20 protein-coding genes are annotated in these 19,909 nt (G+C 47.6%); 7 read left to right on the top strand and 13 right to left on the bottom strand.

The window, feature by feature from the left end; all coding sequences use genetic code 11:
• Window positions 1-39: 39 nt before the first annotated feature.
• The 8 genes from radA to rpsF form a co-directional block, all read right to left on the bottom strand.
• Complete coding sequence (gene radA / locus ACTF7Q_RS01320; protein ID WP_438996048.1) at window positions 40-1,410, bottom strand: DNA repair protein RadA; 1,371 nt, start codon at window positions 1,408-1,410, stop codon at window positions 40-42.
• Window positions 1,410-2,192 (bottom strand): ABC transporter ATP-binding protein, encoded by a 783-nt coding sequence (locus tag ACTF7Q_RS01325; RefSeq protein ID WP_438996049.1) that lies wholly within the window; start codon window positions 2,190-2,192, stop codon window positions 1,410-1,412. The genes radA and ACTF7Q_RS01325 overlap by 1 nt, the downstream gene beginning before the upstream one ends.
• On the bottom strand, window positions 2,193-2,969 hold the full coding sequence (locus tag ACTF7Q_RS01330) for an MlaE family ABC transporter permease (RefSeq protein ID WP_438996050.1): 777 nt from the start codon (window positions 2,967-2,969) through the stop codon (window positions 2,193-2,195).
• 84 nt (window positions 2,970-3,053) lie between these two features.
• A complete protein-coding gene (gene alr / locus ACTF7Q_RS01335; protein WP_438996051.1) occupies window positions 3,054-4,205 on the bottom strand; it encodes an alanine racemase in 1,152 nt (383 codons plus the stop codon).
• Between the two features lie 3 nt (window positions 4,206-4,208).
• Window positions 4,209-5,708, bottom strand: a complete 1,500-nt coding sequence (locus ACTF7Q_RS01340) for a replicative DNA helicase (protein ID WP_438996052.1) — start codon at window positions 5,706-5,708, stop codon at window positions 4,209-4,211.
• Between the two features lie 140 nt (window positions 5,709-5,848).
• Window positions 5,849-6,505 carry a 50S ribosomal protein L9 gene (rplI, locus tag ACTF7Q_RS01345; RefSeq protein WP_438996053.1) on the bottom strand — a complete coding sequence of 219 codons (657 nt, stop codon included), beginning with the start codon at window positions 6,503-6,505 and terminating at the stop codon, window positions 5,849-5,851.
• Between the two features lie 30 nt (window positions 6,506-6,535).
• Entirely contained in the window at window positions 6,536-6,790 is a 255-nt protein-coding gene (gene rpsR, locus ACTF7Q_RS01350; RefSeq protein ID WP_438996054.1) for a 30S ribosomal protein S18, read from the bottom strand.
• Entirely contained in the window at window positions 6,791-7,249 is a 459-nt protein-coding gene (gene rpsF, locus ACTF7Q_RS01355) for a 30S ribosomal protein S6 (protein WP_438996055.1), read from the bottom strand.
• A gap of 248 nt (window positions 7,250-7,497) precedes the next feature.
• On the opposite strand from rpsF, the gene fabD reads away from it, so the two are divergent.
• The 6 genes from fabD to gmk all read left to right on the top strand — a co-directional run bounded on the left by fabD (window position 7,498) and on the right by gmk (window position 12,731).
• Entirely contained in the window at window positions 7,498-8,448 is a 951-nt protein-coding gene (fabD, locus tag ACTF7Q_RS01360) for an ACP S-malonyltransferase (protein WP_438996056.1), read from the top strand.
• A gap of 66 nt (window positions 8,449-8,514) precedes the next feature.
• Window positions 8,515-9,252 carry a 3-oxoacyl-[acyl-carrier-protein] reductase gene (gene fabG / locus ACTF7Q_RS01365; RefSeq protein ID WP_438996057.1) on the top strand — a complete coding sequence of 246 codons (738 nt, stop codon included), beginning with the start codon at window positions 8,515-8,517 and terminating at the stop codon, window positions 9,250-9,252.
• Window positions 9,253-9,471: 219 nt separating this feature from the next.
• Window positions 9,472-9,708 (top strand): acyl carrier protein, encoded by a 237-nt coding sequence (locus ACTF7Q_RS01370; protein WP_013045511.1) that lies wholly within the window; start codon window positions 9,472-9,474, stop codon window positions 9,706-9,708.
• 80 nt (window positions 9,709-9,788) lie between these two features.
• Entirely contained in the window at window positions 9,789-11,051 is a 1,263-nt protein-coding gene (gene fabF, locus ACTF7Q_RS01375) for a beta-ketoacyl-ACP synthase II (RefSeq protein WP_438996058.1), read from the top strand.
• A gap of 2 nt (window positions 11,052-11,053) precedes the next feature.
• Complete coding sequence (gene mltG, locus ACTF7Q_RS01380; RefSeq protein WP_438996059.1) at window positions 11,054-12,046, top strand: endolytic transglycosylase MltG; 993 nt, start codon at window positions 11,054-11,056, stop codon at window positions 12,044-12,046.
• Between the two features lie 22 nt (window positions 12,047-12,068).
• The gene (gene gmk / locus ACTF7Q_RS01385) at window positions 12,069-12,731 is read left to right on the top strand and encodes a guanylate kinase (protein ID WP_438996060.1); all 663 of its coding nucleotides are present in this window, start codon (window positions 12,069-12,071) and stop codon (window positions 12,729-12,731) included.
• Between the two features lie 16 nt (window positions 12,732-12,747).
• Here the strand turns inward: gmk and rsmA are convergent, their stop codons facing one another.
• From rsmA to ACTF7Q_RS01410, 5 genes are read right to left on the bottom strand one after another with little or no spacing between them, the layout of a single operon-like run.
• Window positions 12,748-13,635: a 16S rRNA (adenine(1518)-N(6)/adenine(1519)-N(6))-dimethyltransferase RsmA gene (gene rsmA / locus ACTF7Q_RS01390; protein ID WP_438996061.1), complete on the bottom strand. Its 888-nt coding sequence runs from the start codon at window positions 13,633-13,635 to the stop codon at window positions 12,748-12,750.
• Window positions 13,625-14,626, bottom strand: a complete 1,002-nt coding sequence (gene pdxA, locus ACTF7Q_RS01395) for a 4-hydroxythreonine-4-phosphate dehydrogenase PdxA (protein ID WP_438996062.1) — start codon at window positions 14,624-14,626, stop codon at window positions 13,625-13,627. Before pdxA ends, rsmA begins: the two co-directional genes overlap by 11 nt.
• Window positions 14,627-14,635: 9 nt before the next feature.
• On the bottom strand, window positions 14,636-15,910 hold the full coding sequence (locus ACTF7Q_RS01400; protein WP_438996063.1) for a peptidylprolyl isomerase: 1,275 nt from the start codon (window positions 15,908-15,910) through the stop codon (window positions 14,636-14,638).
• A gap of 12 nt (window positions 15,911-15,922) precedes the next feature.
• Window positions 15,923-17,029 (bottom strand): LptF/LptG family permease, encoded by a 1,107-nt coding sequence (locus ACTF7Q_RS01405; protein ID WP_438996064.1) that lies wholly within the window; start codon window positions 17,027-17,029, stop codon window positions 15,923-15,925.
• 3 nt (window positions 17,030-17,032) lie between these two features.
• Window positions 17,033-18,127, bottom strand: a complete 1,095-nt coding sequence (locus tag ACTF7Q_RS01410; protein ID WP_438996065.1) for an LptF/LptG family permease — start codon at window positions 18,125-18,127, stop codon at window positions 17,033-17,035.
• Window positions 18,128-18,303: 176 nt separating this feature from the next.
• Here ACTF7Q_RS01410 and ACTF7Q_RS01415 point away from each other — a divergent pair, with 176 nt between their 5' ends.
• Entirely contained in the window at window positions 18,304-19,776 is a 1,473-nt protein-coding gene (locus ACTF7Q_RS01415) for a leucyl aminopeptidase (protein ID WP_438996066.1), read from the top strand.
• Window positions 19,777-19,909 lie beyond the last annotated feature (133 nt).

A 19,909-nucleotide genomic window follows, 5' to 3' on the forward strand; every position in this document is an offset into this window, starting at 1 on the left:
GGTCCCAAAATGGCAGTAGGTAACTCAATGACAATAACATCATGTCATTCCACCCATAATGTCAATCAGGTCAGCTAATGTAGATGGCTGTGCAACGGATATTTTTGACGATGTGGTTAGTTTTTTACGTGGTCGTGGCATGATTGCATTATCAAAACCCAGCTTTGCCGCTTCTTTCAAACGTGATTCGGCCTGTGCCACTTGACGTAATTCTGCTGATAAAGCAACTTCGCCAAAAAACACAGTGCGTTTAGGCGCAGGTCGCCCTGTTACTGATGAGATCAAAGCCGCCGCCACCGCCAAATCTGCGGCTGTTTCGGATATTTTCATACCGCCAGCTACATTCAGAAAAATATCCCGGCCTGACAAGGGAACACCGCATCGGGCTTCGAGAACCGCTGTCAGCATAGCAAGGCGGCTACTGTCCCATCCCACCACATTTCGTCTGGGTGAGGCCAAAGATGAAGGGGCAACAAGCGCTTCAATTTCGACCAGAAGTGGCCGGCTTCCCTCGATACCGGCAAAAACAACCGCACCAGTGACTTCGTCACGGCGATCAGCCAGAAATAGTTCGGATGGGTTGGGCACTTCGGCTAGTCCGGATTCGACCATTTCGAAGACACCAATTTCATCCGTAGCACCAAACCGGTTTTTTACACTGCGCAGAATGCGGAAATGATGCGAGCGATCACCTTCAAAATACAGTACCGAATCCACCATATGTTCAAGCACACGGGGGCCAGCAATGGCACCATCCTTGGTCACATGCCCAACAATCAACAAGGCAGCACCTTGCTGCTTTGCAGACCGTATGAGTTCCTGTGCCGTTGCACGCACCTGCGAGACTGTTCCGGGTGCCGAGTCTAATGTGGGTAGATACATTGTCTGGATTGAGTCAATGACAATCACATCAGGGCCATCAACACCGCCAAGTGACGCCGCGATATCACTGGCATTAGTGGCTGTGGCTAATTGCACATTGGTATCGCTTAGTCCAAGACGCCGTGCGCGCATGCGCACCTGATCAGCTGATTCTTCTCCCGAAATATAGGCGGCTTTCAAGCCACCAGATGCCAGCTTGCAGACAAGCTGTAATAACAGGGTTGATTTGCCAATACCCGGATCACCGCCAATCAAGGTTGCCGAGCCAGGTACAAGCCCACCTCCGGACACGCGGTCAAATTCTGAAATATGTGACAGATGGCGCGGCAATGGTTTCGTGTTGGGCGGAAGGTCTAGTGCTTCAAGCGATATGCGGCGCCCCTGACTGCGTTTGCCTGGCCCTGACGGGGTCTCGTTGCGTTCTTCGGCTAGCGTGTTCCAAGCCCCACAATCGTCGCAACGGCCTGACCATTTTGGTGATGTCGCGCCGCATTGCTGGCATACAAAGCTGACTGATGAACGTGCCATCAATTATGTCCCTTTTGATTGGGTCTTGTCAGTGGGCCATCAGCGAGCCCATGCACAAATTGATGCACTTCGGGAACACCGCTATCATCCATTTTGGCCACCGGGCCGCTCCAGATAATGACACCATTATGGATCATCGCAACCTTGTCGGCGATCCGCCGCACAGATGCCATGTCATGACTGATGGTAATGGCAGTCGCGCCCAGACGCTTTACGGCATCAACAATCAGGCTGTCAATCACACCGCCTGTTATTGGATCAAGTCCGGATGTGGGCTCGTCAAAAAGCAAAATTTCGGGTTTGTCGGCAATGGCGCGCGCCAGCGCTACGCGTTTTTGCATGCCCCCTGATAATTCAGCCGGATATTGATCAATGACGTCAGGCGCAAGGCCAAGTTGGGTAATGGTATCTTTGGCGATTTGCCGTGCCTCATCGCGCGCCATTTTCTGACTTTGAACCAAACGAAAGGTTACGTTTTGCCATATCGGCAAGGAATCAAATAACGCACCAAACTGAAAGGTCATGCCAAAGCGCCGCCTTACGGCTTCAAGCTTTTTACGGTTTGCACCTAATATTTCCTGGCCATCAATCTTGATCGATCCCCCATCGGCCACAATTAGCCCCAGCAAACATTTTAAAGATACCGATTTGCCACATCCCGAGGTGCCAATGATACAAAGTGATTCTTCGGCATCGACCGAAATATCGATGCTACGTAAAATCTGTTTACCGTCAAATGACTTAGTGACGCCTGCAAGTTCAATTTTGGGTGTCGGCATCATCTAGACTCCAAAATACAAGGCTGTAACAAGATAATTGGCGATCAAAATCAGGATTGACGATGACACAACCGCATTCGTCGTGGCGCGACCTACGCCTTCGGCACCGCGCCCTGAATGATAACCATGATAACAACCCATCAGGGCAATTAGAAAACCAAAAACAGCAGCTTTGACCAAGCCAAGGGTGATATCGGAAATTTCCAAATATTCTAAGGTTCGCGATAAATAAATCGATGGGTTAAAGCCTAGCCTGTAAACCCCAACGATATAACCGCCAAATACGCCAATAATATCGCCAATCAAAACCAAAAATGGCAGGCATAACGTTCCTGCCATAATGCGAGGGGCAACCAGATATTGCATAGGACGGGTGGAAAGCGTATCGAGCGCATCAATTTGATCCGTAACGCGCATGGTACCAATTTCGGCGGCCATTGACGCGCCGATCCGTCCAGCAACCATTAATCCAGCCAAGACCGGACCTAACTCACGCGTGACAGACAGAACCACAACAGTTGCAACCGTATCTTCGGCTGAAAATCGTGCAAATCCGGTATATGATTGTAGCGCAAGCACCATGCCTGAAAACAGCGTTGTCAAACCAACAACGGGTAAAGAATAATACCCTATATCAAGCATTTGCCGCCATAATTGCTGCCAATAATAGGGTGGAAAAAATGTCCATCGTATGGCCGCTAGGGTGAACAAGGATATGCGGCCAAGAGATGCCAAAAAATTCAGCACGGCGCGACCTATATTTCGCACAAATCCAGTCATATTGTGTCACCTTGATAGATCGTTGCGCCGAATATTTAGCAGTATCATTTATGACAATATTTGCACTTTTTGGCTATAGGTAATCTAAATATAGCGTCTGATCCCACGATGGCTAATGCCTGTCAACATCTCATAAGGAATTGTGCTGGCATGATTTGCCATATCTTCGATGCTGTATAAATCGCTAAGTAACGCGGCGGTTTCGGCTTTCAGCATGATATTGGGCGGGATGTCCGTAACATCAATCGTGATGCTATCCATAGATACGCGGCCAATAACTGGTGCAAGATGCCCAAGAATATTTACAAAAGCCTTGTTGCTTAGGCTGCGTTGATAGCCGTCGGCATAACCAACACCCACGGTTGCTATGCGTGATGGTCGGGATAGGCGATGCGTGCCACCATAACCAACTGTTGCGCCTTTTGGGGCAGTGCGCACCTGAATAATACGCCCATGCCAGGTTACGCATGATTTTAAGCCGTTTGGGTCAGCGATGGCGTGGTCTTTACCGCAGGGATGAACGCCATAAATGGCTATGCCAGGTCGGGTCATTTGATAATGAAAATCCGTACCTAGAAAAATGCCACCACTATTAGCAAGGCTGGCTTTGATGCCGCCAAAAAAGCTACGGTGTTCGTCAAAAAGTGTTTTCTGGGTGAAATTAGCAGGATCGTCGCTGATTTCACCTGAAATCAGGTGGCTCATGATATATGTGATCTCAAGGCCATTCAAAGCCTGTTTATTTTCAATCAGCCAGTCAGTCTGATCGGGATCAAACCCAAGCCGTGTCATGCCGGTATCCAAGTGCAACATAGCTGGATAGGTTTCATTGGCATTCTGTGCAAATAGGCGCCAGCGACTCACTTGTTCAAGATCATTTAAAACAGGTGTCAGCCGGTAAGCGCGCATGTCATGTTCCTGACCGCGATGGCATCCATGCAGTACCATGATCTGGGCGTCAGTTATGTTGATATTGTCCAGATGATTGCGAAATGCCGCCGCTTCGTCAAGGTTGGCGACAAAGAATTGGCGGCATCCAGCCTTATAGAGCGCCGCACCAACATGATTGGCGCCCAGCCCGTAGCCATTCGCCTTGACCATGGCGGCTGTTATCGTGCTTTTGGGGGATAAACTGTCCAGATAAAGCCAGTTATGGGCGATAGCGCCAAGATCAATGTCAATACGGTTATCTGCCGCGCCAAATGCCGCAAGCACATCTTCATCACCTGTGGACATGCTTTAAAAACCCTCTGGTAGATGAGTGCTTTCGGTCAGGTCAGTAAAATGGGTAAAGCGCTTTTCGAAATGCACATTCACCGAACCTGTAGGGCCATGCCTTTGCTTGGCGACAATGATTTCGGCCTTATTTTCGGCGCTCTGCATTTTGCTTAACCAGTCAGCATGGCGGATATTGAAGGTATCAACCGACTCTTCCATTTTTTGTTCAGGTTCACGTTTGTTAAGGTAATATTCTTCACGATAAACAAACATCACCACATCGGCATCCTGTTCAATCGATCCAGATTCGCGCAAGTCAGACAGGTTAGGGCGCTTATCTTCACGCATTTCAACAGCACGTGATAACTGTGACAACGCCAGCACAGGCACATCAAGTTCTTTGGCTATTGCCTTTAATGTACGGCTGATATTGGAGATTTCCTGTACCCGGTTTTCAGATCGAACGCCAAGCTGAGCGGTGAGAAGCTGTAGATAGTCAACCACGATAACCCCAAGCCCAGACGTGCGTTTCAGCCGACGCGCGCGGCTGGCAAGCTGGGATACCGAAAGGGCAGGCGTATCATCAATATAGAATGGTGCCGATGAGATGGCAGTGCTGGCAGTTACCAGCTGGTCAAATTCCTGCGAGTCCAGCTTGCCGCGCCGGATGCTTTCTGAGTCAACCCTTGCGCGCTCGCTCAAGATACGTGTGCCAAGCTGTTCAGCAGCCATTTCAAGTGAGAAAAAGGCAACCGGACTGGCGGCTTCACCTGTCTTTGTTGTCGTTGCGGCATGAAAGGCGATATTCGTAGCCAGTGCGGTTTTACCCATCGCGGGACGACCAGCCAGAATGATCAGATCTGACCGCTGTAAACCACCTAAAAGATTGTTCAGATCGGTTAAACCAGTGCTGGCACCCGATAGATGCCCATCATTTTTGCGCGCAAGATCAGCCTGATTAACACTGGCAGCGATAATGGTATCAAATCCGCGTAATCCGGTGCTGGCTGTATCATTTTCAGCAAGACGGAACAAATGCGCTTCGGCTGTTTCAATCTGGGTTGATGCCGGGGTATCGACTTCGGGCTGGATCGCATCGGTAATGACCTGATCGCTGATCAAGATCAATTCACGGCGCAGATGTGCCTCATGGATGGTATGGGCATAATCGGGTGCCTGACTGATGCTGATAACGCCATCGGCAAGATCTGTAAGGTAATTCTGGGCGTCCGAATCCGGGAAATCATCACTGCCGGTGAAAAAGCTTTTCAGCGTTACTGGATTCGCCAGTTGCCCACGTTCGATCATCCGCATGATTGTTTGGAAAATACGCCCATGAAGGGGGTCATAGAAATGTTCGGCGCGCAGACGGTCGTCAATACGCTCCATCACATTGTTATCAAGCAACAACGCGCCAAGCAGATTTTGTTCGGCTGGCAAATTATGCGGCATTTGCCGCGTTGCACCAGTATTTGTTGCGCCGGTCGGAAAGGGTTTTATGTTGGTTTGTTCTTCAGCCATGATCTATCCATAGCAAAGTTTCTGCGCAAAGTTGCTATGTTATTTGTGGGGAAGTTGGGGATAAGTCTGTTTTTAGATGAAAACAGAACAGAAAAAAGCCGGAGACAGGCTCCGGCTTTGATAGATATTAAAATGTGGTTTTAAGCGTCTTTGGATGACTCGTCTGTATCTGTAGATACGTCAGCTTCAGCGCTTTCGGCGTCAGCTTCGCTAGCTTCAGCTTCGGTTGACGCGGCTTCTTCAACAGCTTCGACAGCCGCAACAGCAACATTGATGTTGTCAACTTCATCGTCAATATCCTGAACACCACCGGTAACGGCAACCCCCGTTTTCAGCTGGGTTTCGGCTTCTTCAAGCGAGCGCGCGATATTGACAATAATATCAACATGCACTTCTGGATGAAGCCGGATGCGTGTGTCGGTCAGGCCAAGGGTCTTAATTGACTTGTCCATGACAACCTGTGAACGGGTAATGGTAAAACCAGCTTCGCTAACAGCTTCGGCAATATCACGCGATGTCACTGAACCAAATAACTGACCCATTTCAGAGGCCGCACGTACCATATTGACAGCCAGACCAGCCATTTTACCAGCTTCGGTCTCGGCTTCACTACGGCGTGACAGGTTATCAGCTTCACGCTGGGCGCGTTCGGTTTCAAACCGCTCGCGGTTGGATTTGTTGGCACGTAGCGCTTTGCCTTGTGGTAACAGAAAGTTGCGTGCATAGCCTGGCTTGACGGTGACAAGATCACCCATCTGTCCAAGTTTTTCCACGCGTTCTAGCAAAATGATTTGCATATCGTATCTCCTAAAATCGAATGGATGCTTCTATGACAAGACGTAAGGCATAAGTGCCAAAAAGCGCGAGCGCTTAATTGCGGTTGCCAGTTCGCGCTGCTTAATCGCAGATACAGCCGAAATACGTGAAGGAATGATTTTACCGCGCTCTGACGTGTAGCGTGCCAGAAGCTTGGTGTCTTTATAGTCAATCTTTGGCGCGTTAGCGCCAGAAAATGGGCAAGACTTGCGGCGGCGATTAAATGGCTTGCGAAGGGCTTCGCGCTTGATTTCTAGCTGGGTCATTTATGCCTCCTCTTTTTCGGTAGCTTCGGTGCTATCACCAGCACTGGCATCGGCATGGGATGTTTCGGGTTTGTCGTCGCTTCTAGGGCGATCGTCGCGGCGATCATCATCACGCGGTCCACGTGATGGGCGCTCTGATTTGGACTGCATCATGATTGATGGAGCTTCATCAACTTCTTCAATACGAATATTCATGAAACGCAAAACATCTTCATTGAGACCCATGATACGCTCATATTCCTTTAGCGTTTCACTGTCAGTCTCCATATTGAACATGACATAATGACCTTTCCGGTTCTTTTTGATCCGGTAAGCAAGGGTGCGAAGACCCCAATATTCGCGTTTTTTAATTGAACCGCCGGTGGATGTGATAATTCCGGCAAATTCGTCGGCCATGGCTTCAACCTGGGTAGACGAAACATCCTGACGTGCAATAAACACGCTTTCATACAAGCGCATGATAACTCCTTCTGGCTCGTTGTCTGAACATCGATTTATGAACAGACCAACCGGTTTCCCGGCAAGGATTACAAAGATTTTCAAAGCTGGTGATAAATTTGTACTCAACAACTTTAGCCGCACCATACACAAATATCAGGTATATGCAAGCGTTTCAGCCATATATGATGTGTCCAGATGACATAACGGCACCTGTCTGCTACTTATGACAGAATTTATCACGTTACTATGCATATTGTGAGGGACATATGACTACAACCAAGATGGCGTTTTTATTTCCGGGTCAAGGGGCGCAAGCTGTTGGTATGGGTCGTCAACTTGCTGCATCGCATGACGTAGCACGGCATCTGTTTGAAGAGGTGAATGATGCGCTAAGTGAGGATCTGTTCGCACTTATGCAAAATGGTCCCGAAGATGATCTGCGTTTGACACGAAACGCTCAGCCAGCCTTATTTGCGGCGTCAATGGCGGCGGTGCGCGTGTTAGAAGCTGAAATTGGCAAGCCTGTGACGATGGCGGCCACATATGTTGCTGGTCACTCATTGGGCGAATATGCAGCACTTGCGGCGGCAGGTAGCCTTGGCATTGCTGATGCTGCCCGCCTTTTGCGTCAGCGAGGCGATGCCATGCAGGCGGCGGTTGCTGATGGTGACGGGGCTATGGCCGCGATATTAGGTGCAGATGAAGCGCAGATTGATACCATTCTGGCTGATGCATCAGCCAAAGGGCTTGTGCAGATTGCAAATGATAATGCGCCAGGCCAGATTGTCATTAGTGGTATGACAGACGCTGTTGATGCCGCGATCGAGATTGCCAAGAATGCAGGCATTCGACGCGCTATCAAATTGCCAGTCAGCGCGCCTTTTCATTGTGATCTGATGGCACCTGCCGCTGACGCCATGCAGTCTGCCCTTGGCGCTGTGTCTATGTCTGATGCGATTGTACCTGTAATATGTAATGTTAGTGCCGCCGCTGAAACGGATGCCGATATGTTGCGGGCGAATCTTATAACCCAAATTTGTAGTCGTGTGCGCTGGCGTGAGACGTTGATGATGCTGGGACAATCTGAGATCACACATTTTATCGAGCTTGGCACCGGCAAAGTGTTGTCAGGTCTGGTGAAGCGTACATTGGAAGATGTCAGCATTGCCAACCTTGATGGCACGGATGATCTGGACAAGGTGTTGTCACAATTTTAGAACAGACTGAAATCAAAGCTTTTTTAAGACTGCAGTATTGAAAATATATCAACGGGAGAATAGCAAATGTTCGATCTAACTGGTAAAGTTGCCCTGATCACTGGTGCCAGTGGCGGTATCGGCGCGGCTATAGCAACAGCGTTACACAAGCAAGGGGCAATAGTTGTGCTTCATGGCACGCGTTCTACGGCACTGGAAGCTTTGAAAGCGTCACTTGGTGACCGTGCTCATGTGTGCACGGCGAACTTATCTGATCGAGAGGCTGTGGCTGGTTTGATTGATGCTGCAACTGCACTTGCTGGCCCCATTTCCATTCTGGTCAATAATGCTGGCATTACCCGTGATGGTCTGGCTATGCGGATGAATGATGAAGATTGGGACAGTGTTCTTGAAGTCAATATGACATCAACAATGGCTTTATGCCGCGCGTCTCTGCGAAGCATGATGAAAGCGCGGTCAGGTCGCATTATTTCTATTTCATCGGTTGTTGGTGTCACGGGTAATCCCGGGCAAACCAATTATGCGGCATCCAAAGCAGGTATGATCGGCTATAGCAAATCTCTGGCGCAGGAAGTGGCCAGTCGCGGTATCACCGTGAATGTGGTGGCGCCTGGATTTATCGCGACACCGATGACTGATGTGCTCGATGATGCCCAAAAGGAAAGTCTTTTGACGCGCGTGCCGGCAAACCGGCTTGGAAATCCTGAAGAAATCGCGGCAACCGTTGTATTTTTAGCCAGCGATGAGGCCGCTTACATTACAGGTGCAACGATGCATGTGAATGGTGGTATGGCAATGCTGTAAAGGCGGATGTGCCTAATATAGACATGACCTTATATCACATGAATTTATTTCAATAGATCGTCACTGACATGGCATGTTATGAACATTAAAATACACAAAAGCTGATTTTTAAAGCTTGTAAGGGGTGGCACAAGACAAAAATTTATGGTAATTGCCGCCCAATTTTAAATTTCTGAGTCGTTTAATCGGCAAGAATCAACCTTCTTAAAGGGGCACAATATGAGCGATATCGCAGATCGTGTTAAGAACATCGTAGTTGAACATCTTGGTGTAGATGCAGATAAGGTCGTTGAGGGCGCAAGCTTCATCGATGATCTTGGCGCAGATAGCCTGGATACAGTGGAATTGGTAATGGCATTTGAAGAAGAATTTGGTGTCGAAATTCCAGATGATGCTGCAGAAAAAATTCTCACTGTGAAAGACGCTGTGTCATTCTTGGAAGAGAGCGCATCCTAAATTTAGAATGCAAGAATGTTTAACGTAGCCCTGTCTATATAGGGCTACGTATTACCGCCTAAACAGATCCGGAGGACAGTTTGCGTCGCGTTGTTGTTACTGGAATGGGAATGGTTACACCGCTAGGTGTTGGTGTTGACCATAATTGGTCTAATATTATTGCCGGAAACAGCGGAATATCACGCATCACTAATTTTGATGTGTCAGATATATCTTGTCAGATTGCAGGCCAAGTGCCCGGAGCAGGCGTTGCAGGCGGATTGCAAATGGATGATTTCGTTGATCCTCGTGATCAGCGTAAACAAGACCGTTTCATCCAGCTGGGACTGGTTGCAGCGATTGAAGCGGTTGAAAATTCGGGATGGATGCCTGAAGACCGTGAGGATCAGAACCGCACCGGCGTGATGATTGGGTCAGGCATTGGTGGCCTAGACTCGATTGTTAAAACAAATCAGTTGATGCATGAAAAGGGACCTCGGCGTATCAGTCCGTTCTTTATTCCATCAGCTTTAATTAATCTTATTTCTGGTTTTGTTTCAATACGATACGGATTTCGTGGTCCTAACCATGCGGTCGTAACGGCCTGTTCAACTGGTGCGCATGCCATTGGTGATGCAGCACGAATGGTCATGCTTGATGATGCTGACGTTATGGTTGCAGGTGGTGCAGAAGCCGCAGTATGCCGGATTGGTATGGCTGGTTTTGCCGCCGCCCGTGCATTATCTACAAGCTATAATGATACACCTGAACTCGGTTCACGCCCGTGGGACAAAGGTCGTGATGGATTTGTGATGGGTGAGGGTGCCGGTGTAGTTGTTCTAGAAGAACTGGAACACGCCAAAGCACGCGGCGCGACTATATATGGTGAAATCAAAGGCTATGGTCTTTCGGGTGATGCGCATCATATTACGGCGCCTGCAGATGATGGTGATGGCGGTTTCCGCGCCATGCAGGCCGCGTTAAAGCGTGCCGAGCTTTCACCTGACGATATTGACTATGTGAATGCCCACGGAACATCTACACCGCTTGGTGACGTTATTGAGGCGCGCGCCGTTGCGCGTCTGCTTGGTGATGCTGTCAAGGATATTTCAATGTCATCAACCAAAAGCGCGACCGGCCATTTGCTTGGGGCCGCGGGTGCCATTGAAGCGATTTTCTCGCTTAAAGCCGTGCAAACCGGCGAGGTGCCGCCAACTTTGAATCTCAACGACGCCGAAGATGCTGTCGCAGATTTTGACCTTGTGCCACTGACATCCAAAAAACGTACTGTGCGAAATGCTATGTCGAATTCGTTTGGATTTGGCGGTACAAATGCGTCGCTTATCATGGGTCAGGTTACCTAATCATGCCGACACCGATCCGTTGGCTAATCTGGTCGGTTGTTGTTGGCGTTATCATCCTTACAATTACGACTGGTGGATTATGGGCCTGGCGCACTCAGGTTCTTGACGCCCCGGGACCGCATTCAGAAGATGTTATATTTATCGTTGAAGCTGGCAACGGACATGCAACTTTGCGCTATCGACTGAAAAGCGCGGGGGTGATTCATCAAACCTATCATTATGATGCTGCTCGTATCATGGCTGGGGACCAATTTGTACCCAAAGCAGGTGAATATCTGCTTCCTGCCGCATCAAGCCTGAACGAAGTGATGGATATTCTGCATTCAGGACGAAGTTATCAAAGACGCATCACAGTTGTTGAAGGGCTGCGTTCATCTGAAGTGGTTGCCCAGATCATGGCGATGGGTCATCTATCGGGTACGATCGACAAAATTCCCGATGAAGGTAGTTTATTACCCGAAACTTATTTTTTCACACATAATACAAAACGCGCGGCACTTATTGCGCGTATGCAGGATGTGATGGCCATCACAATAGCCGAAGCCTGGGCATCGCGTGCTGATGATTTACCTTATAAACGAGTACAAGATGCCGTGATTATGGCATCTATCATCGAAAAGGAATCGAGCATCGCTAGTGAACGGCGGATGGTGGCTTCGGTTCTGGTGAACCGGCTCAAAAAAGGCATGCGGCTACAGTCCGACCCAACGGTTGTTTATGACACCAATCCAGAAATCGAAATGAGTAGGGTGATCACCAAGGCGGATTTGAAACAAAAGACCCCGTGGAATACATATGTTATAAAAGGCTTGCCAAAAACACCGATTGCCAATCCAAGCCGTGAGTCGATACTTGCGGCATTAAATCCGGCAGATAGTGATTATTTGTATTTTGTTTCAGACGGCAAAGGTGGGTTGCGATTTGCAAAAACACTAGACGCGCATAACCGGAATGTAAGATTATTCAGACAGATTCAGCGCGCGGCAAAAAAATAGAGCGATAGATCAGGACATTATTATGGCCAAAATTGAAAAATCAAAGATGCAATCTAACATCATAGGTCGTCGCGGCTTTATGCTAGTTCTTTCATCTCCATCAGGTGCTGGTAAAACCACAATTGCACGACGTCTGATCGAAGACGAAAATGGCCTATATATGTCCGTTTCAGCCACGACACGACCACGGAGACCTGGTGAGGTTGAGGGAAAGGACTATTATTTTGTCGAGGACGAAACATTTCACTTAATGGCCAACCGTGGTGAATTTTTAGAACATGCCAACGTCTTTGATCACTATTATGCCACGCCAGTCGCACCGGTGATGCATGCCTTGAGTGAAGGGCGCGATATTCTATTTGATATTGACTGGCAAGGCACCCAACAAATTGCCGATAAAAGCCGAGATGACCTTGTATCAGTTTTCATTCTGCCACCATCAACCCAAGATTTGGAAAAACGCCTGTTAAATCGCGCTCAAGATAGTGCAGACGTGGTCGCCAAACGTATGTCAAAGGCGGCAGATGAAATTAGCCACTATCGTGAATATGACTATATTATAGTTAACGAAGATGTTGATAAAGCGATCAGTGATATTAAGGCCATCATGGTAGCCGAAAGACTAAAACGTGATCGTCAGATCGGCTTGACTGATTTTGTCAAAGAACTTCGAAGCGAAATTTAACAAGGCTAAGCGTTATTTAACTGAAGGCTTTGGTTTCATGTAGCTCGGCAAGCTTGCAAAATGACGCTATATCAAGGTCTTGTGGACGTGTTTCTGGGTCAATATCAGCTGCCAAAAGTAAAGCTTCGCCGCCAATTTTTTTCAAAGAACTTCGTAGCATTTTGCGCCTTTGGCCAAAGGCATGCCGCGTCACATCTTCAAGATGTTCTTGGCTACAGGGAAAACGAGGCGCAGCAAGCGGTATAATTTGGACAACAGACGATGTTATTTTTGGCGCAGGCACAAACGCTTCGGGGGGAATGTCGAACAAGATTTCGGCATCGGCTAACCATCCGGCAAGTACGCTTAACCGACCATAGGCACTATCGCCGGGTTTAGCTGTGATACGCAAAGCGACCTCGCGTTGGAACATTAATGTCATGGATACAAAGTCTGCGGCATGCTCTAGCCAGCGGATCAGCAAGGTTGTGGCAATATTATATGGTAAATTGGCAATGATACGCCGTGGTGCTGGCTCAAGATCCCAGATCGGAAAATCCATTGCATCAGCCTCGGTCAGTTCGAGTCGTCCTCTGGACGCAGATAATAGTGAAGCCAGAACATCTGGGGCCCGCCAATCCTTTTCGATAGCTATGACCTTGATCGCACCTTCAAGCAGTAGCGCGCGTGTTAATCCACCTGGGCCTGGGCCAATTTCTATTGTTGTGCCTGTAAGTGGGGCCGCAGACCGTGCAATGCGTCGCGTTAAATTGAGATCAAATAAAAAGTTTTGCCCAAGAGATTTACGCGCACGCATATCCATCGCGCCAACAAGGTCACGTAAGGATGGCAAAGCATCTATTTCACTATTACTGGCGTCTATATCAGCTCGATCTGGCAGTTGTGTGGCAGATTTATCGCGCATTATTTGTTGCCTGACTTGATGCCATATGACGTGCCCGCTTGAGCGCGGCAATTAGGCTGTCTGGACGGGCGATGCCTTTGCCAGCGATATCAAAACCGGTTCCGTGATCGGGTGATGTCCGAATGAAATCAAGACCAAGTGTAATGTTCACGCCCCCATAAAAATCGATTGTTTTTATAGGTATAAGAACCTGATCATGATACATGCCTAAAACAGCATCATATGTGGCTCTGGCTTCGGCATGGAATAAAGTATCAGCTGAATGGGGACCCGTCACATTGATGTTTTCGGCGCGTAGCTTAGCAATGGCCGGGGCTATGATTTTTTCATCTTCTTGGCCTATAGAGCCTTGCTCACCTGCATGAGGGTTGAGTCCACACACCGCTATATGTGGGTCTTTGATACCTTCAAACCTATGCAGACTTTTCGCTATCAGGCGGCACGCATCGATAATCATTGCGCTGGTGATTGTAGGGGCGACCGCGGTCAGCGGGATATGAATGGTCAGCGGGATAACGCGTAATTGATCACAGGCAAGCATCATTAAAGGCGCCCCTTTATCCAGCGAGGATAGGCTGCCAAGAAATTCTGTATGGCCGGGATAGGTAAAGCCAGCTTCATACAAGGTTGCTTTGGCAATCGGGTTAGTCACCATTGCGGCGGCTTGCCCTGCCTGCACATAAGCGACGGCATCCTTGATGGCTTGGATAATCACGGGTGCATTAGCTATATCAGGCTTGCCAGCTTGAGGTGAGACAGTCCATGAAACCGGCATTACCTGCAGCGCACCACAATCGGGATTAAAGGCATCAAATTGTGAGATAGAGATAATCGGTATCTCTATGCCGAGGGTGCGGGCAAGAGTTTCAAGCCTTGGAACATCGTCCAAAATAACAAAATCATTACATCCATTTTGCCATGCTTTTAGCGCAATTTCCGCACCAATACCTGCAGGATCTCCAGGCGTTACAATGATTGGTTTTTGTGCCACTACAAAGCCTCAGTCTATAAACTCGATTGATGCTTTACGCCGAAGTCGCAGCAGGTAACGCTCGCTTAATGATCCAAAAAGGCGGTTGAACTGACCACGATAGATGTCTTCACGCGTTGGCAAATTCAATTCAGGTTTGAGACGTTTACATACCATAAATGATGCAACACCCTCGCTGAAAGACAAGGCTTCGCTAGGCTCGCCAACATTCAGCTTTTTAACCAAATTTTGCATTTGCGGGGCAAGCTCGCCAAGACGAAGGTCGTCCAACCTAGGCGCGGCACCTGATCCATATTCTTGATGTAGTGCAGCCATAGCATCACAGTCCCGGATGTCTGTGACATCACGCCCTAGCCGAGCGGCAGCTTCCAATCTGTCGGGCTTTGTGGCATCTGCATTTACAGGCAGAATAGCGCGAACAAGCCATATACGTGACTGTGAGATATCATTTGCGCCATCTTTACGATCACCGGTTTTTTTGAAAATATAAACCGCGCCATCCAGCTGTATTGGATCGCTAACGCCGCCAATATTAAGCGGGGCGATCATGGTTTGAAGTTTTTCTGGAAGGCGTTCTAGTAAAACCCATCCTAAACGCCCGCCTTGTTGTGCTGTGCCTGCGGCAGAATATTGCTGGGCAATGGCGTTAAAATCAGCTCCCTTTTTAATAGCACTTACCATTTCAGTGGCCAGTGTCATTGTCGCCGCCAAAGGACGATTTGGTTCCGGCGCAAGAACAATTTCACTAATATTTACCTGTGGCTGTGACGCGTCAGCTGTAATACGTTCAAGCTCAAGCTCAATTTTTTCGTTTATTTCTGCGAATTTGTCAGCAAATTTATCTTGTAAATAGCCACTCCATATAAGGTCAGTAGCAAATTTCGTTTTTACCGCGTCATAATTCAGATTAAGGCGTCTTAGAGCCGCTGACCCTGACTCGCTGTCTGATGCAAATGACTGGTTAATCAAATCGGCAGCTGGCCCGTTAGCCTGTTGTCTTACCTGAGGGTTTATCGATAGGGCCGCTTGCATCTTTAAGGCATCATCGACAAGCATCTGCAAAGCATCTTTACGAATTTGCTTTTCGATATTCTCGGTCTCTGGGAGATTTGTTACGGCTTTCAAAAACGAAACACGTTGATCAACATCATAGTTGGTAATCGGTTTCCCATCTACCTTTGCAACTATTTTAATATTTGCAAAAGCATTGAGCCCTCCAAAAACCATCATGCCAATGAACATTATGGATACGGTAAAGATTCGGAATAATGAATATTGTTTCATCACATTTTCCAGTCAATTTTCGTCAAGTCGTGCCAACATGATTGAGCCAATAAGCAATACAGCAATTGCTGGTGTCCAGCCAGCCACTAATGCTGGCACAGTCAGCGATGTGCCCATGACATGCATCAGATAGCTAAAGATAAAAATACATGTTGCTATAGAGAGACCCTTGATAACTAATTTCATTTGTCGTCCACGGTTTATTGAACGAACGGTGATACGTGCTGCAATCATTGAAATGCCAACCAATAAAAATGGAAATGCCAATATTTTATTAAAATGTATTTCGTGGTTGATTGTTGGCAAACCAGCTCGTTCAAGAACTGTAATAAAATGCGGAAGCGCATATATGGAGATCGAATAGGGAGATTGACCTGAACGTGTGAGGTCAACAGCTTCCAGATTGGTTGGGATGATGAATGTCCCAAGTTCGTTCTTTAAACCATCATTGTCCCATTTAATACCGTCAACAACCTCCCATCCCATCTGAGTCAGTTGTATTGACTGAGCCTGAACGCGCCAATGCAGCTCAAACCCATTTACAAAACTATATATTGTTGGATTGCTTATTTGCGCTGTTTTCATATCCAGCGCATCGCCATTGATAATGATTTTCACATCATCCTGCATGTCACGAAGCCAGATACCACTTTCAGATATTGTTAAATTATTTGAAATATCACCGTTAAGGGTGGCCATCTGGCTATCATATCTTTTAGACGTCACCGCGCCAATCGGGTTTATCACCATAACGAACAGAATCCCAATGGCTAGTGCCGACACTAAAACGGGGCTCAATGACATCCAGATAGATTGTCCAAAACCCCTGGTTACAACAAATTCATTTGATTTGTTCCAAGCGTGAAAGCACAGCATTGTTCCAATAAGCACTGCAAATGGCAAAATCACCTCAATAATATTTGGTAAGTTGAGCATTGCCAGCACAGATACGCTGATCTCTTCGGCACCGGTTTTATTGACGCTTTTCTGGCGCATAAGTTCGACGCTCTGGATAACGCTAATAATGACGGTGAGTCCAAAAAGACACAGCAATATCCATTTCGTGTAGTAAAAGGCGAAATAGCGAAATAATGTGCCAAATATAAAGAACGGATTCATGCTTTACACATTTCTTGCAAATTTCATTGGTCTAACTAATGCAATGCCGCAAATCAGAATAGGCAATGTGGAAACAATATGAATCAAAATCCACAAGTGAGGCATTGTAATTGTCCAGCTTCGGGCAAGGATTAGCGCAACAATAAGGCCAAGGCAGCAACTGATATTTATCAAAGATCGCCGCAACCAGAGATCCCGCCGTAACTGGCCATGCAATGTAATGGCAACTACCGTCATAATGAGCGCCAATGCTAGAAGGGGCGAGGCTATGCGGTAATGTCCTTCGGCTATTCTCTGAAATGCGTAATCCGCATATGGTGATTTTTTGGCATCAAGCAAATTGCTTATGCTATCCTCATTCATGTCGTTTGCGACGCGTTCACTTGGCTTTTTCTCGTTTGTGACAAGTGAAAGCGAATGCGTTTCAAATAAAAGTAAAGCACCTGACTCGTCGTCACTGTTCACTTCTGATCGTTGACCATTTCCCAGAATTAATGTTGGGCGGTAGTCTTTCCCCACGAATTTTCCATTTTCGGCAGTCAGGATAATTGTTTTATCAGCCGTTCGCGTGTCTTGAATGAATACATCGCTCACAACATCATTGTCTCCACGCGCGCCAATAAACATCGTAAGTCCTGGCACCACTTCGGTAAACACACCATCCTGCAAAAGAATGACGGGTATGCCGTTTCGAAGGTTGAATTGGAGATCCTTGTATGTGCCAAATGAAGTTGGCAACAGATATACCGAATTAAAATACAGAATACTGGTTAATAATATTCCCAAAGCTATGGGTGCTTTGGCAAGCTGAGCTGGGCTGAGGCCGACAGCCTGCATTACGGTGAGTTCACGATCTGCAAGAATCCGATGAAACACCCAATTTACCGCCACAAAACCAGCGATGGGAAGCGCGATGGTAAACCAAAGTGGAATTACGGTTATCGACATCAGTAAAAAATCGAAAATGGGCGCGCCCTTATTCACAACAAGTTCAAGCAACTTTATCGTCTGAAACAACCACATGATGCCAATAAGCACTACTGAGATAACACAGGTGGCACGAAACAGCTGGTTGAAAATGTAGATATTAAACTGCATGATAAGGCAATTCCCCATTCTTAGTCTCAATACCACATACGCCAGATAAAACGCAAAAAATATGACAGTCTAAAAATGCGAAAATGATGATGTTTCTATAATGATATGTGATATCTATCCAATATTGGTGCCGTAACATCAGTGCAAACAGATCCTAGCCAGAACAAGAGGTTTTTATGACCAGTAAATTGAAGCTCAATTTTTCCAACGATGCCCCCAAGGGGGATTGCGTAACCATATGTCTTATCTCTACAGATAGTGTGCTTATCCCAAAGCTAGATAAAGATGTTGCAGCTCAGCTGATTGCTAAGATGGCAAGTGCACAATTCACGGGTAAAAAGGGCACAAGCCTGAGCCTGTATCTTGATGCAGGTGTTTATCTGCTTGTTGGTGTTGGTGAGATGATCAAGGCGGGAATTCATGCTGAGACAGTCGGCGGCAATTTATTTACGGCACTTGCGGCGACACCTCAAAAACGGGGCTGGATTCCAGCTCATAAGCTTGCTGATGAAGTGGCAGCTGATATTATCTTTGGTGTTGAATTGGCGGCCTATCATTTCGAACAGTATTTTACCGAAACGGATAGTGTCGAAGCATCAGTTCAGTTAACTGTTTCAAATGAATTTATTGCAGAAGATGATCGTGATCTTGTTGACCGTCAGGCGCTTGCTAACGGGGTAATGCTGGCGCGAGATCTGGTTTTTGAGCCAGCTAACAAACTCTATCCAGAAGCTTTTGCTGATCGCTGTGCATCCTTGTCAGACCTAGGGCTTGATGTCGAGATTCTTGGTGAAGCTGATATGGAAGCCCTCGGCATGGGAGCGCTACTTGGTGTTGGTCAGGGGTCACGTCGAGAATCACGTATGGTGGTGATGAATTGGCGTGGGGGTAAAGATGAAGCCCCGCTAGCACTTGTCGGAAAAGGGGTGACCTTTGATACAGGGGGTATCTCGCTCAAGCCTGCCAAAGGCATGGAAGATATGAAATGGGATATGGGCGGCGCGGCTGCGGTAACGGGGGCTATGGCCGCTATTGCCGGACGTAAAGTAAAACGAAATGTAGTTGGTGTCATTGGCCTGGTTGAGAACATGCCTGACGGCAATGCACAACGTCCCGGGGATGTGGTCACAGCAATGTCTGGTAAAACGATTGAGGTTATCAACACCGATGCTGAGGGCCGGTTAGTGCTGGCTGATGCATTACATTATACGGAAACACGCTTTGAACCAGCAATGATGGTTAATCTGGCGACCCTGACTGGCGCTATCATTGTATCACTTGGCAAGGAATATGGGGGTCTGTTCAGCAATAGTGATGAATTGGCCGCACAGTTAACCCAAGCTGGCATGGCAACCGAAGAAAAGTTGTGGCGTCTGCCAATGGGCAAAGCCTATGATAAGATGCTCAAATCCCACATTGCGGACATGAAGAATATTGGTGGTCCTTATGGTGGTTCGATCACGGCGGCCTGTTTTCTTGAGCGGTTTGTGACTAAAACCCCATGGGCGCATCTTGATATTGCTGGCAAAGCATGGTCGGACAAGGCCACAGCAACGGTGCCAAAAGGTGGTACTGGCTTTGGTGTCCGGTTGCTGAATCGTCTTGTTGATAATTGGACAACGGCACATATCACGACAAATGATGGTTAAAAGCGAAGCATTGAAAGAGTAAAGGCATCGGGTATGGCGCCGAATGAGTAAAATCGATTTTTATCACCTTACCCAGACGGATATGGAAACTGTTCTGTTGATGTTGCTCAAAAAAACACTGGCAGCGGGAAAA

The sequence above is a fragment of the Puniceispirillum sp. (SeqCode) genome (assembly GCF_965657105.1).
In the GTDB taxonomy this organism is placed as follows: Bacteria; Pseudomonadota; Alphaproteobacteria; order Puniceispirillales; family Puniceispirillaceae; genus Puniceispirillum.